Genomic DNA, 12,714 nt, shown 5'->3' on the forward strand with positions numbered 1-12,714 from the left:
TTACGAGCGGGGTTCAAGAGCCAAGCGCATGAATGCGCTGTTCGGATCGTCACTGTACCCAAAGATCGGTCCGCAATAGGAATAGCCCAACGCTTCGTAGAGCTTGCGGGCGGCATCATACTCTGGAAGATGCTCTGCCCCGGTTTCCAAAACCAAAGCTTCGACGCCTTCTGCGCGCGCCAGATCGGCCAGATGAGTCATTATGACACGCGCCAGTCCGCGCCCCCGTTCCTGTGCGAGGATATGCACCGACTTCACCTCGGCCGTGCCATCGGGCAACAGCTTCAAGGCGCCGCAGCCCAACGCCTGCTGATCGTCGTAAATCGCACAGAATCGAATGCCCGGTCCGGCCAATGTTTCTGCGCTCATCGTATGGTTGCTTTCCGCAGGGCCGGCCGATTCGCTGTGAGCGAAATGAGCTTCCACAATCGGGCGCAACACGTCCGAGGTCGGGTCGGCCTCGCGAATTTCGATCATTCAGTGAGTCCAGGGGCCACGGCGGTCAGTGGCGAAGTTTTCTCCGTAGCCGCGTGCGCGCAGGTTGGGTTTGCGCTTGTGCGGCTCGCTGACTTGCGCATCGATGCCATTGTCCCTGGCATAATCCATCGCCTCTTTCTTGGTGTCGAATTTCAGGCGTATCTGGGTTTGCGTATCATTGGATGATGTCCAGCCCATCAGCGGATCAACCTCACGTGCCGAAGCGGGAGCATATTCCAGAACCCACTTGCGTGTCTTGGCCATCCCTGAAGTCATCGCATTCCTTGCAGGCTGGTAAATCCGTGCGCGCATGTCGCCTCTCCGTACTCACTTGGCTGGACCTGTTTATGCGTCAGAGCGCAGCCCGGGACAAGATAACAATTGTCGCGGATTGTCGACGCAAGCCAATGACAGAAACTGTCATCAGGGCCAACTATGATCTTCGACAAATCAGCCGAAGGATAAGCGGATGATCCATCGTGAGTGCATTCTGGGCGTCGACGCGAACCCCGGACACAACCGGGCGATGCCCTCGACCGAAGCCCATGCCGTGATCGCCGGCCAACCGATGATGACGAAGGCTCTCGAAGGCGAGCTTGCCGCGTTGGCCGGCAAGGTTGGCTCGGATCACAATCCGGATGCGTATCTGCCCAGTGTTGAAACTTGGGGATTTGTACCGGATCAGCCCTTGCAGTTGGACAAAATAAGAACAAATGTAAGGGCCTGATCCGGAGCCTGCCCATGCCATACGCCCATTCCGACAAGACCCAAATGACAACCGAAGATGTTCGGGCCCGCCTGAAACTGGAAGGCGGCAAACGGTTTGTCATGCATACGGAGTTCGCCCCCGCAGGAGACCAGCCAACCGCAATCAAGGAACTTGCAAGCGGCATTCTGGATGGAGAGCGCGATCAGGTTCTGTTGGGGGCGACCGGTACGGGCAAAACCTTCACCATGGCCAAGGTGATCGAGGAAACCCAGCGCCCGGCCATCATCCTCGCCCCCAACAAGACATTGGCGGCGCAGCTATATGGTGAGTTCAAGGGGTTTTTCCCGGAAAACGCGGTCGAATATTTCGTCTCCTACTACGACTACTACCAGCCCGAGGCCTATGTCGCGCGATCTGACACGTATATCGAGAAGGAATCGCAGATCAACGAACAGATCGACCGGATGCGCCACTCGGCCACGCGGGCGCTGCTGGAACGTGACGACGTGATCATCGTCGCCTCGGTCTCGTGCATCTATGGCATCGGCTCGGTCGAGACCTACGGGGCGATGACACAGGATCTGAAGGTCGGGCACGAATACGAGCAGCGGCAGGTGATGGCCGATCTGGTGGCCCAGCAATACCGCCGCAACGATCAGGCATTTCAGCGCGGGTCATTCCGGGTGCGGGGCGACAGCCTTGAAATCTGGCCCGCCCACCTTGAGGACCGCGCCTGGAAATTCTCGTTCTTCGGTGAGGAACTGGAAAGCATCACCGAATTCGACCCGCTGACCGGCGAGCGCGCCGCGACGATGGAACAGGTGCGCGTCTATGCGAACTCGCACTATGTCACGCCGAAACCGACGATGCAGCAGGCCATCATCGGCATCAAAAAGGAACTGCGCCAGCGGCTGGATCAACTGGTGGGCGAAGGCAAGCTGCTCGAGGCGCAGCGGCTGGAGCAGCGCACCAATTTCGATCTGGAGATGCTCGAGGCCACCGGCGTCTGCAACGGGATCGAGAACTACTCGCGCTATCTGACCGGCCGCGCGCCGGGCGAGCCGCCCCCGACCCTGTTCGAATTCATCCCCGACAATGCCATCGTCTTTGCCGATGAAAGCCACGTCAGCGTCCCGCAAATCGGCGGCATGTATCGGGGCGACTATCGCCGCAAGTTCACGCTGGCCGAACACGGGTTCCGTCTGCCGTCCTGCATGGACAACCGGCCTTTGAAGTTCGAGGAATGGGACGCCATGCGCCCGCAATCCGTCTTCGTCAGCGCCACCCCGGCGAAGTGGGAGATCGAACAGACCGGCGGTGTTTTCACCGAACAGGTGATCCGCCCCACGGGCCTTTTGGACCCCGAAGTCGAAATTCGCCCCGTCGAGATGCAAGTGGACGACCTGCTGGACGAGGTGCGCAAGGTCGCCGCCAAGGGCTATCGCACGCTGGTCACCACACTGACCAAACGCATGGCCGAAGACCTGACCGAATACATGCACGAACAGGGCATCAAGGTCCGCTACATGCACTCGGACATCGACACGCTGGAACGGATAGAGATCCTGCGCGACCTGCGGCTGGGCGCATTCGACGTGCTGGTGGGCATCAACCTGCTGCGCGAGGGGCTCGACATCCCCGAATGCGGGCTGGTCGCCATTCTGGACGCGGATAAAGAGGGCTTCCTGCGGTCCGAGACCTCGCTGATCCAGACCATCGGCCGCGCCGCGCGCAACGCCGAGGGCCGCGTGATCATGTATGCCGACAAGATCACCGGTTCGATGGAGCGCGCGCTGGAGGAAACCAACCGCCGCCGCGCCAAGCAGATCGCCTATAACGAGGAACACGGCATCACCCCCGAGACGGTGAAGAAGAATGTCGAGGACGTTCTGGCCGGTCTCTACGAAGGCGACGTCGACATGAACCGCGTCACCGCCACCATCGACAAGCCGATGCACGGCGCCAACCTCGAGGCCCATCTGGACGGGCTGCGCGAGAAGATGCGCAAGGCGGCCGAGAACCTAGAGTTCGAAGAGGCCGCGAACATCCGGGATGAGATCAAACGTCTGGAAGCGGTCGACCTGGCCGTCGCCGACGACCCGATGGCGCGCCAATGGGCGGTCGAGAAAGCCTCCGAAGCCGCGGTGAAGTCGCGCGGGCGGTCTACGGCTGGACGACCGGGGCAACGGGGTGGGAATGTGAAGCGACGGAAGCGGTAGTTTCCAAACTAATTCTTGCGGGGATTGACAACCTGAGGGGGAAATAGGTTAGTGGCCGCTCAAGAAAATGAGAAGATAACGTTGTTAGACTTTAAAGACGAACTACTACCTGAGCTGCACTTCTTATACGATCGAGCAATTGAAGAAGTTTCTGAATTTGAAGAAAATATTGGGCAGAGTGACTTAAGCCCATCAGCTGTTCTAAAAGCTCATTTTTCGATTGTCGACTTCTTCTTGAAACAGGGAGAAGGCGAAGGGGTCGGAGGCTTTGGACCCAAAAGTATTGGATTGTTGATGTCTGCATTGAGTAGGCAGTTCGTTGGCTTCAACGGAGAAGTAAAATGGAATACTATTCCTGAAAAAGCTGCGACAATTTTGTACGGGTTGATCCAAAACCATCCGTTTCACGACGCCAACAAAAGAACCGCTTACCTCAGTACCGTTCACTACCTCTACCAGAACGGTTTAATCATCACAGTGCCCGAAAAAGCGCTGGAAGATATGACCGTGAATGTGGCGAACAACGAGCTTTCAAAGTTTCCAAGGTATCGGGATCTCAAAAAGAAAGATACGGATCCCGAGGTACGCTTTCTTTCGCACTGGATAAGGCAAAATACGCGCAAGATTGATCGGCAGCAGTATATTATTACGTACAGAGAATTGGACAAGATACTCAAAAGATATGACGCTTGGCTGGAGAACCCAAATAACAACCAAATCAACGTCATGCGCTGGGAGTGGGTGACACAAAGGCCGGGGACTTTCTTTAGAAAAGAACGTAAGACTAAAGAAATCAGACGTGTGTGTGTGTTAGGGTTTCCTGGCTGGACCAAGCAGGTGGGCAAAGGCAGGATTCGTCATGTTCGAGAGGCACTGGGTTTGATGCCAGAAAATGGAATAGACTCTCAATCCTTCTTCAAGGACGTCGACGATATGAAAATATTGATTGAGCTTTACGAAGGCGCGTTGAAGCGGCTCGCCTATCGATAGCTAGCGTTAGGAGCCCATACTCATCGTACGCCGACGTGCCTCAAGAGACCAAGCGCCCGACACTCCACCCTTGCCACCCACCTCCCCCTCCTCCACGTTTGAAATCACAAATTGTGATTCCAAACGGTTGCCATGACGAACACCCTACCCTCCACGCATGAGGTCCAAAGCGCCATTCACCGGGTGCGCGGTACCCGTGTGGTGCTGGCCGAGGATCTGGCGCGGTTCTACGGAAAATCCGTCAGCGCCTTCAATCAGGCGGTGGCGCGCAACAAGGACCTGTTCGAGGGCTACCGCTTTCAACTGACCGACGCCGAGGTGGCGGATTTGATATCACGGAATGTGATTTCAAAGCCCAAAGGCCGCGGCGGGCGGCGGGTCAATCCGTGGGTCTATACCGATTACGGCGTGGCCATCGCCTCGACCCTGTTCAAGGACCCGCGCGCGATCAAGATCACCCGGATGATCACCGAGGCCTTCGTCGATGGCGCCAACGCCCTGGCTGAACCCCCGCGCAGCGCGCCCGAGATCCTGCCGCCCCAAGACGCCCCCGTCCCGCTGCTGCCGAATGGCGAGCAGTTGCGGGCGCTGGCCGAAAATATCCTCGATTCCGGGCAACAAAGCCTGGTCGACTACATCGCCAACCCCACCACCAAGCGTCAGCAGGCGGTGGCGGTTATCATGAAGACCCTGGCCGAAACCGCAGGCGAAGAGGTGCGCATCCAGCACGAGCGCCTGCGCCTGCGCATCGCTGAACGGTTGGCCGCGGGCGATTATGCCGATGATGACGACCGCAAGGGGTTGCTGGAACTGCTGAATGCGATGAAAGGCTGACGCAGCCCTTGCCCCGGACCTTTCGGCCGCTAGACTCCGCCCCATGCGCGTTGTCCTGTTATCATTGATCCTCGGCACACCCGCCGCCGCGTGGGAAGCAACGGTGGGCCAGATCTGCACCCTGTCACACATGACGGACACGGCAGAGATATTCCTGACCTATGACCCGGCAAAACCGCTCTATACCCTGTCCGTTACCCGCAAGACCGAAGGTTGGACCAATACCCCATGGTTCGCGATGCGGTTCGAGGGGCCGAACCCCATCGAAATCGCCACTCCGCATCATGTTCTGTCCGACGGTGCATCGATGCTGACGGTTACCGATACCGGATTTGGAAACGTGCTGGACGGGCTGGAATACAACCTGACCGCCTATGCGTTTACGCAGGACAGGGTGAGTGAATTTCCCCTGGACGGTGCAGCGCCCCAGGTTCGCATTTTCCGCGAATGTGCCGGGGCTCAGCTGTCCTGACCGGGTCAGAAATCGAACAGATCTTCCAGAAAGCCGCCACGCTTCTTTTTCTTGCGATAGCCGTGATCCGCCCGGTCATCGTAGCCGGGTTGTGGCGAAGAATACGCTGTTGACCGCTCGATGATCTTGTCCAGTTCGCCCCGATCCAGCCAGACACCTCGGCATTGCGGACAATAGTCGATTTCAACCCCGTTTCTGTCCGTGATGACCAGTTGAGTTCCGTCAATCGGGCATTGCATCATACGATCTCCTGTTTTGTCATCCATATGAGATGGGGTTGATCCGCTGCATTGCCATCCCTCTGTGACATGACGCCCGTTCGCTTGGGTCAAGCGGGATGACACAAGCAACCGGCCCCGGCCCGAGCAGGTTTTCCGGACTTCGCGATTACAACCGTTAGGGGCGCACGAACTTGGCCGTTCCAAGAGACCGCTGTTGCGGTTCGGGATTGTTGTGAACTGGCGGCGCAGTTGCCTGCGGCACGCTGGCAGCGCCACAGGCGACCCCGTCGCCATCCGGGTCATTGCGCTTGTGATAACCCGCCTGCCCCTCGTAAAACGGCCCCACCCCCAGCGACTGCGTTGCATCACACCCTGCCAATGCGATCAGGTGGATCACCGCCTCTTCCCGCTCAAATTCGGACAGGCGCAGAAAAACACCCGTGGCGATCAGCACGGTGGTCAGCGGCAACAACAGAACCATGACCAGTATGCGTAGCGGAGACAGCGCGTGCCTGCGCGTCGCCTCTGCGCGCCGGTGTCGTCTGGACGGCCGCGGCTTCGGATCGGGAGTATCCTGCGAGGGTTTCTTGAACAGCATTGTCTGATCTGTAACGTCGATTTGTGGCAAAGCCGAGGCAATCCCATATCGCTGAGGTAAAACAAATGGCGCAATCCATTTCAGGCACTTAAAATGACAGGGAACCGTCATCTGCCCGATTTTTTTGCTGCCGAACCGATATCGTGACCCTATCCGATCCTTATCACACGCCCGACGCAGCAGCGCGCTTGCAAGCACAAGACCTTCTCTTTCAGGCCAAATTTGCCGCACTGGCCTTTCTACACCCTGAAACCGGGTTGCCGTCTGTCTCGCGGATCGCGCTGGCCACGGATGAAGCAGGTTGCCCTGTCTCTCTGATTTCAACCCTTGCGGAACACACGCGCGCGCTGAGCACTTGCCCTAACTGCGCCCTTCTGATCGGAGAGCCCGCAGACAAGGGCGACCCGCTGACCCATCCGCGCCTGACATTGCACGTGATCGCTCAGCCAGTTCACCGGGACGTGGCAGGCTATGGTGACTTGCGCGACCGGTACTTGGCGCGACGGCCCAAAGCGAAACTCTATATCGATTTCGCCGATTTCGGACTGGTCCGGTTCGCCATTCAGGACGGCCTTTTGAACGCCGGATTTGGCAAGGCCTGCCGCCTTACCGCACAGGATTTCTAGCCATCAGCGGACCACATGCACGGCACATCCCGCATGACGAACGACATGAGACGCGGTAGAGCCCAGAAGCAGGTCCTGCATCCCCGGCCGGTGGGACGCAATTATGATCAGATCGGGCTTGTTCGCCTCGGCCCAATCCAGAATGGTCCGGCCGGAATGTCCTTCGATCACCAAACCCTTGGCATTCGGCAGCTGCGATGCCAGTTCATCCAGTTCTGTCTGAATCGCCTTACGCGCCTCTGTCAGATATTCGGACGGCATATACGAGATTGCATAGTTGGGAATATGCTCGACCACATGCAACAATGTCACCTGCGCGTCTGGCGTGGCCAGAATCTGGGCCAGCTTCAAAGGCCCGGATGTATCTCTTTCAGCATCGAACGAGATGGGGACCAGAATGTTGTGATACATGATGTGAGCCTCCATTTTTGCAGGCTAACTTTGAAACAGATATGAATTGCAGGCTTTGATTCAGGTCAGGAACTGCCGAATGTCTCAGCGACGTCGTACATGACCGGCTCAAAGCTTTTGCAGAGTTCGTTTATCTTGCGGTTGCGATCGCGCATTTCAGGCGTGCGCAGCATGGCAAGGAAATCTTCGCGGCGTTCCCATTGCGAATAGTTTGCTATTCGGGTTTGTGCGTCATTGACGTGCAGCCCGGCGGAAACGAAACCTGGCTGCTTTGAAATGAACTCGGCATAGGCATCCGTCAAAGCTTCCAGAAGGTCCTGACAGGTGCCGGGCGTCATTTCAAAGGTCGTGATAACTGTTTGAACACTGGCGTTTTTGGCGATTTTCAGCATCGGGATTCTCCACTTTCTGTCCCAAGCCTAACACATCAAAATGAAACGTCGCCTATTTCCTGCCGACCTTGCAAACCGGGTCAGTCATTTACGGTCAGATCAGAGTGAAATGGCCACCCTTTTCGGGGTGGCCAGACAGCCTTTTAACGTTCCATGCGCATCAGAACCGAGGCCGTACCTTTCACATGCTCTGGCCAACGCAACAGAAAAATGTCGCCTGTCGCCCCCTGTTCGACCTCAACATGAGGCGCACTGAAGACATGGTTGTTGAACACCCCTGAAAGCACACCGATCGTCGCAACCCCATCGCAGCTTCGTGCCTTGCCGCCGAAAGGCAACTGCCCGTTTGCCGAAACAGGCCAAAGATTGGACACCGAGTTCTGCGTATAGCGAACCCTCAACGGGTTTGCGGATTTCCTGGTTACGCCATGATACGTATTGTTCTGGAAGGTAACGTTCGTGTGCCTGTCTTTGTTCAAGTCGGCAAAGCTTGTATCCACCCGTTCCGCTCGAAAGATTTCACCGCTCGTGGCACGGAACTTGTTGCCGGTCACGACCAGGCCATTGAGAAAATGCCCGGGCCCATAGGGGCGAATGACGATGAAACTGAACCAGGACGGGGCCTGACTGGAATAAAAGATGTTGTCCGTGATGCTCATTGCACTGAACGAAAAACCACTCGTGTATGTCGGCGACGGGTCGCGTTCATTCGTCCATTCGATGAAACAGTTGTCGACATAATTCTCGGCGATAGTGGAACTGTTGTAGGTGCCGATCATGATCAAACCGGCCGTACGCACACCTTGCGGGATGCTATCGCCCTGAAAGACATGGTTGCCCAGAATCATGTTGTTGTCACCGCCCAGAACAGCGAAATGTCTGAAGCGCACGGCTCGGTTGTGGCGCAGCTTTACATCGTTTGAATTGGTGTTCAACGCAATGGAATATCGGTCCGAAACGGCAAGGGCTTCTTCTGCTGACAGGAACTGGCAATTGTCGATCAACATGCCCTTGCACCCCGTTCCGGTCGACGTGATCCCCCGGTCTTTCGGGCGGCTAATAAAACAGTCGTTCAACGAAAATGTACTGCCGGCGGCCGCCAAGCGAATTCCGCTGCATCGGCTGTTGCATTGAAATTCGATCTGCTCCATGCCGAATTTTCGAAGCGTGCTGAAGCCGCTGAAATCCAGCAGGTACTTGAATGAATAGAACGTGAAAGACTGGGTCCCCGACGCCCCCACAAGAGGCGCGCTCAGTGTGATCTCACCCGCACCGACGTTCTTTGACCGTACATAGATTTCACGCCCGACTCCGCTGCCGGCAACGTAGGACCCGACGGGAATGTTGGCAACATTCGCGACATTGGTCAGACGCGTTTTGTCCGACGGATCATAGGTCGCAGTCGAGGTGAACGTTTCCGTATCCCAAGCCGAACTGCTTTTGACGTCAAACTGACCATTCCGGATCACGCGACGGGTTGAAAAACCACTCTGCTTGTTGGGAACCGCTGCGGCCATGTCGATCGGCGCGGTGACGGAAATCTTGCGACCACCCAAATCCAGCGAGTCATGATCCGAATTGTTCAGAAGGGCCTGAAACGCTTTTTTGAACGCCAGTTCTTCGTCTCCGAAAGCCGAAATGTAAGCCGGCAGATGGAAATCCTTTGTCAGCAACAGCATCTTGTCATCCGGCATGGTAACTGTGCCTTCAAAGTCCATTTCGGAGGTCATACTGGTGTTTTCGGCCAGATGATAAGTCCCTTGCGGAACGTAAACCCGACGGCCACCCGCCGCCTGATCGGCCGCTTCAAACGCAGCTGAATCGTCCGTCACACCGTCGCCGATGGCCCCATAGTCGCGCACATCCACAACACTGATCATCTCACGCAGGAAGACACCGGTGACATCCGTAATCTCCAGGTCGTCGACACGCACCAGCGCCCCATTCGCGCCCTCAATATCCAGACCGAAATGGCCATACAGGGCGGCCAGCCCCCAAGGCATGTCCACGCCCGGGCGTTTGCCGGTTCCGACAATCGCCATTACTTCGTGCACGCTTCCATAGCTCGACAACTGTGTTGCGGGTCCCTGCTCCACGACACCTGCCACATGCGTGTCACCTGCGCCCCCTGCCCAGGCCGCTATGCGCACCGACGGCAAAGGACCGCTGATCGCCTTGACCCGCGCTTTGATCTGCAAATAGCAACCGGGCAAAATCGGCGTCTGGCCCATATACCGAAGCTGTTGGGTGGTTTGGACTTTCAGGATCTCCAGACAACCACCAAAATCGGCATCCGCAGGCACGAAAACCCCCGTGCCGGATCCGCCATATGTGGGCGAGCCGGGCGTTCCGTCCCCCGCAGACCAAACGGTCAGGCCATTCGCGAATTGAGGCGGCATGAAGACGATGCCGTCAGTGATTGCCTTGTTCATTGAAAACCCTTTCTAAATCGCGCCGCACCAATCTGGCGACGCGTCCAAACCCCGTGTCCAGGTCCGCCCCGAACGCGTCAGTCTGAATACCGAAAGAGAGTTAACCACGGTTCATATCACCGTGACGGTGGTGTTGCCTCAGGCCGCAGGGTCAGCGTTGCCCAACAATTGGACGCCGTTGATTTTCCAACCGTCCTCCAGAGGGATCATCTGATAGTCCAGTATGTGCACACGCCCGTTTGCATCGGTGATCATCACCTTCTGCCACAAGGCTCCTGCAATTTCACGCAACTCCAGAAAACGTATGTCGGAAGGACGCCAGACCATCGGATACCCATTGCGCACCATTGCTCCGAAATTGTCGGGGTTTTGAAAAAGGCGCTGGATGCTGGGGCTTGCAAAGGTGAAGGCCGTGGCAAAATCATCCGCCTTGAAGGCCTGTATCTGCGCCGAAATGTTTGCTTCGATCTCTGCGTTTTGCGCAAATGCGCCCGACCCCAGCCCAACACTCAGGGATACAGCAAGCAAAAATCGACGCATGGGGCCACCTCCTGCAAAAAAGAGTAGCCCCATACGGGATCAGGTCAAATCAGACCAGCTCTCCGGCCAGCGCCTTGTCGATCAGGGCAATTGTTTCAGGCACACCGTACAGCGCGATAAAGCCGCCAAAACGCGGGCCCTGCGATGCACCCAGAAGCACTTCGTACAACGCAGTGAACCAACCGCGCATGGGGTCGAACCGCTCACGCCCGATGGAATAGACCACAGATTGCAGCGCCTCGTCCTCGGTCGGGCCATCATAAGCCTCAAGCGCGGCTTTCAGCGCTTCCAGCGCCTCACGCTCCTGATCCGTGGGTGCGCGATGTTTGCGCGTTGGTTTGACGAAATCGTTGAAGTAGCGAACCGCAAAGCCCGCGGCCTGATCCAGATCGGGATGGCTTTCAGCCGTTGCTTCCGGCGAATAGCGGCGAATAAAGCCCCACAGCGTCTCCTTGTCTTCTGCGCCCGAAACCGACGCCAGGTTCAGCAACATCGCAAACGGTACGATCAGGGTCGATTCGGGAACGTCGCCACCGTGAATGTGCCAGACCGGATTGTTCAGCTGAGCTTTCAGGTCCTGCCCCGGATAGGCGCGCAACTGTTGATGATATTCGTCATAAGCCTTCGGGATCACGTCGAAGTGCATCCGCTTGGCTGTTTTGGGCTTTTGATACATGAAATACGCCAGGCTTTCGGTCGGCGCGTAGGTCAGCCATTCGTCGATCGACACGCCATTGCCGGACGATTTCGAGATCTTCTGGCCATTCTCATCCAGGAACAGTTCATAGGAAAAATGCTCGGGCGCGCGGCCGCCCAATGCACGGCAGATCGCGTCATAGATCTTTTCGTTGGTAGCATGTTCCTTGCCGTACATCTCGAAATCGACACCCAGCGCTGCCCAGCGCGCCCCGAAATCAGGCTTCCATTGCAATTTCACGTTGCCGCCAGTGACGGGCACGGTCCATTCCTTGCCGTCCTCGTCATCGAATGTGACGGTATAGGTCTCTGCACACACTTTCTTCATAGGCACATACAGAACCCGCCCGGTTTCCGGATGGATCGGCAGGAAAATCGAATAGGTCTGTTGGCGCTCTTCCCGAAGGCTTTTGAGCATGATGGCCATGATGTCGTCATAGCGCTCGACCGCGCGCTTCAGGATCTCGTCGAACTGGCCTGACCGATAGAAATCGCGTGCAGAATAGAACTCATAGTCGAATCCGAAGGTATCGAGGAACCGGCGCAACATCGCGTTGTTGTGCTCGCCGAAGCTGGGGTATTCGCCAAATGGATCGGGAACCGAAGTCAACGGGCGCTGCAAATGTTCTTCAAGCGCCTCCGGGTTGGGCACGTTGCTAGGCACTTTGCGCATCCCGTCCAGATCGTCCGAAAAACAGATCAGCTTGGTCGGTATGTCCGAAAGCGCCTCGAACGCGCGCTTAACCATCGTGGTCCGCGCGACCTCGCCGAACGTTCCGATATGCGGCAAGCCAGACGGGCCGTAACCGGTTTCGAACAGCACATACCCCTTTTCCGGAGCGCCCTTCTGATAGCGTTTGAGCAACCGGCGCGCCTCTTCAAAAGGCCAGGCCTTGGACGACATCGCGGTTTCACGCAGTTCAGACATTTCAATGTGCTCCATCGGGGAAAGTGTCGCGGTCACCCCATGCAACCGGACCGGCCCCTCCTATTGTGCCAGTGCAGCATGAGTCAATAAAGCAGTGGCGCAATTCGCGACACACTGCGCCAAAAAACAGTCGCCCTCGGGCAGGTAGGGAAACGTTCCTTGGCCCGCA

The 12,714-nt window shown here is 57.1% G+C and carries 15 protein-coding genes; 6 read left to right on the forward strand and 9 right to left on the reverse strand.

The window, feature by feature from the left end; translation table 11 throughout:
- Complete coding sequence (locus ACR0E2_RS08995) at positions 1–477, reverse strand: GNAT family N-acetyltransferase (RefSeq protein WP_480446138.1); 477 nt, start codon at positions 475–477, stop codon at positions 1–3.
- Complete coding sequence (locus ACR0E2_RS09000; protein WP_152459136.1) at positions 478–789, reverse strand: ETC complex I subunit; 312 nt, start codon at positions 787–789, stop codon at positions 478–480. It lies immediately after the preceding gene.
- A gap of 157 nt (positions 790–946) precedes the next feature.
- Between ACR0E2_RS09000 and ACR0E2_RS09005 the strand changes: the two genes are divergently transcribed.
- From ACR0E2_RS09005 to ACR0E2_RS09025, 5 genes are all read left to right on the forward strand, one after another.
- Positions 947–1,204, forward strand: a complete 258-nt coding sequence (locus ACR0E2_RS09005; protein ID WP_171229095.1) for a hypothetical protein — start codon at positions 947–949, stop codon at positions 1,202–1,204.
- A gap of 14 nt (positions 1,205–1,218) precedes the next feature.
- Positions 1,219–3,405, forward strand: a complete 2,187-nt coding sequence (gene uvrB, locus ACR0E2_RS09010) for an excinuclease ABC subunit UvrB (RefSeq protein WP_480446139.1) — start codon at positions 1,219–1,221, stop codon at positions 3,403–3,405.
- A gap of 51 nt (positions 3,406–3,456) precedes the next feature.
- Complete coding sequence (locus tag ACR0E2_RS09015) at positions 3,457–4,395, forward strand: type II toxin-antitoxin system death-on-curing family toxin (protein ID WP_480446140.1); 939 nt, start codon at positions 3,457–3,459, stop codon at positions 4,393–4,395.
- A gap of 132 nt (positions 4,396–4,527) precedes the next feature.
- Complete coding sequence (locus tag ACR0E2_RS09020) at positions 4,528–5,229, forward strand: ORF6N domain-containing protein (RefSeq protein WP_480446141.1); 702 nt, start codon at positions 4,528–4,530, stop codon at positions 5,227–5,229.
- A gap of 43 nt (positions 5,230–5,272) precedes the next feature.
- The gene (locus ACR0E2_RS09025; RefSeq protein WP_480446142.1) at positions 5,273–5,701 is read left to right on the forward strand and encodes a hypothetical protein; all 429 of its coding nucleotides are present in this window, start codon (positions 5,273–5,275) and stop codon (positions 5,699–5,701) included.
- A gap of 5 nt (positions 5,702–5,706) precedes the next feature.
- Here the strand turns inward: ACR0E2_RS09025 and ACR0E2_RS09030 are convergent, their stop codons facing one another.
- Together ACR0E2_RS09030 and ACR0E2_RS09035 are read right to left on the reverse strand one after the other, a co-directional pair.
- Positions 5,707–5,940 carry a TFIIB-type zinc ribbon-containing protein gene (locus ACR0E2_RS09030; protein ID WP_480446191.1) on the reverse strand — a complete coding sequence of 78 codons (234 nt, stop codon included), beginning with the start codon at positions 5,938–5,940 and terminating at the stop codon, positions 5,707–5,709.
- Positions 5,941–6,097: 157 nt separating this feature from the next.
- Positions 6,098–6,520, reverse strand: a complete 423-nt coding sequence (locus ACR0E2_RS09035) for an excalibur calcium-binding domain-containing protein (RefSeq protein WP_480446143.1) — start codon at positions 6,518–6,520, stop codon at positions 6,098–6,100.
- Between the two features lie 143 nt (positions 6,521–6,663).
- On the opposite strand from ACR0E2_RS09035, the gene ACR0E2_RS09040 reads away from it, so the two are divergent.
- Positions 6,664–7,146: a HugZ family pyridoxamine 5'-phosphate oxidase gene (locus tag ACR0E2_RS09040; RefSeq protein ID WP_480446144.1), complete on the forward strand. Its 483-nt coding sequence runs from the start codon at positions 6,664–6,666 to the stop codon at positions 7,144–7,146.
- Positions 7,147–7,149: 3 nt separating this feature from the next.
- Here the strand turns inward: ACR0E2_RS09040 and ACR0E2_RS09045 are convergent, their stop codons facing one another.
- The 5 genes from ACR0E2_RS09045 to ACR0E2_RS09065 form a co-directional block, all read right to left on the reverse strand.
- Positions 7,150–7,557 carry a universal stress protein gene (locus tag ACR0E2_RS09045; RefSeq protein ID WP_152459144.1) on the reverse strand — a complete coding sequence of 136 codons (408 nt, stop codon included), beginning with the start codon at positions 7,555–7,557 and terminating at the stop codon, positions 7,150–7,152.
- Between the two features lie 65 nt (positions 7,558–7,622).
- Entirely contained in the window at positions 7,623–7,949 is a 327-nt protein-coding gene (locus ACR0E2_RS09050; RefSeq protein ID WP_152459145.1) for an antibiotic biosynthesis monooxygenase family protein, read from the reverse strand.
- A gap of 143 nt (positions 7,950–8,092) precedes the next feature.
- Positions 8,093–10,381: a glycosyl hydrolase family 28-related protein gene (locus ACR0E2_RS09055; protein ID WP_480446145.1), complete on the reverse strand. Its 2,289-nt coding sequence runs from the start codon at positions 10,379–10,381 to the stop codon at positions 8,093–8,095.
- Between the two features lie 138 nt (positions 10,382–10,519).
- Positions 10,520–10,921 carry a DUF4864 domain-containing protein gene (locus ACR0E2_RS09060; protein WP_224859253.1) on the reverse strand — a complete coding sequence of 134 codons (402 nt, stop codon included), beginning with the start codon at positions 10,919–10,921 and terminating at the stop codon, positions 10,520–10,522.
- 49 nt (positions 10,922–10,970) lie between these two features.
- Positions 10,971–12,545: a lysine--tRNA ligase gene (locus tag ACR0E2_RS09065; RefSeq protein WP_171329120.1), complete on the reverse strand. Its 1,575-nt coding sequence runs from the start codon at positions 12,543–12,545 to the stop codon at positions 10,971–10,973.
- Between the last annotated feature and the right edge of the window lie 169 nt (positions 12,546–12,714).

The organism is Ruegeria sp. A4 (assembly GCF_056543025.1).

Coding starts and splice junctions, on each gene's coding strand:
- ACR0E2_RS08995 (WP_480446138.1), bottom strand. CDS start 477: ATGATCGAAATTCGCGAGGCCGACCCGACCTCGGACGTGTTGCGCCCG.
- ACR0E2_RS09000 (WP_152459136.1), bottom strand. CDS start 789: ATGCGCGCACGGATTTACCAGCCTGCAAGGAATGCGATGACTTCAGGG.
- ACR0E2_RS09005 (WP_171229095.1), top strand. CDS start 947: ATGATCCATCGTGAGTGCATTCTGGGCGTCGACGCGAACCCCGGACAC.
- uvrB (WP_480446139.1), top strand. CDS start 1,219: ATGCCATACGCCCATTCCGACAAGACCCAAATGACAACCGAAGATGTT.
- ACR0E2_RS09020 (WP_480446141.1), top strand. CDS start 4,528: ATGACGAACACCCTACCCTCCACGCATGAGGTCCAAAGCGCCATTCAC.
- ACR0E2_RS09025 (WP_480446142.1), top strand. CDS start 5,273: ATGCGCGTTGTCCTGTTATCATTGATCCTCGGCACACCCGCCGCCGCG.
- ACR0E2_RS09030 (WP_480446191.1), bottom strand. CDS start 5,940: ATGCAATGCCCGATTGACGGAACTCAACTGGTCATCACGGACAGAAAC.
- ACR0E2_RS09035 (WP_480446143.1), bottom strand. CDS start 6,520: ATGCTGTTCAAGAAACCCTCGCAGGATACTCCCGATCCGAAGCCGCGG.
- ACR0E2_RS09045 (WP_152459144.1), bottom strand. CDS start 7,557: ATGTATCACAACATTCTGGTCCCCATCTCGTTCGATGCTGAAAGAGAT.
- ACR0E2_RS09050 (WP_152459145.1), bottom strand. CDS start 7,949: ATGCTGAAAATCGCCAAAAACGCCAGTGTTCAAACAGTTATCACGACC.
- ACR0E2_RS09055 (WP_480446145.1), bottom strand. CDS start 10,381: ATGAACAAGGCAATCACTGACGGCATCGTCTTCATGCCGCCTCAATTC.
- ACR0E2_RS09060 (WP_224859253.1), bottom strand. CDS start 10,921: ATGCGTCGATTTTTGCTTGCTGTATCCCTGAGTGTTGGGCTGGGGTCG.
- ACR0E2_RS09065 (WP_171329120.1), bottom strand. CDS start 12,545: ATGTCTGAACTGCGTGAAACCGCGATGTCGTCCAAGGCCTGGCCTTTT.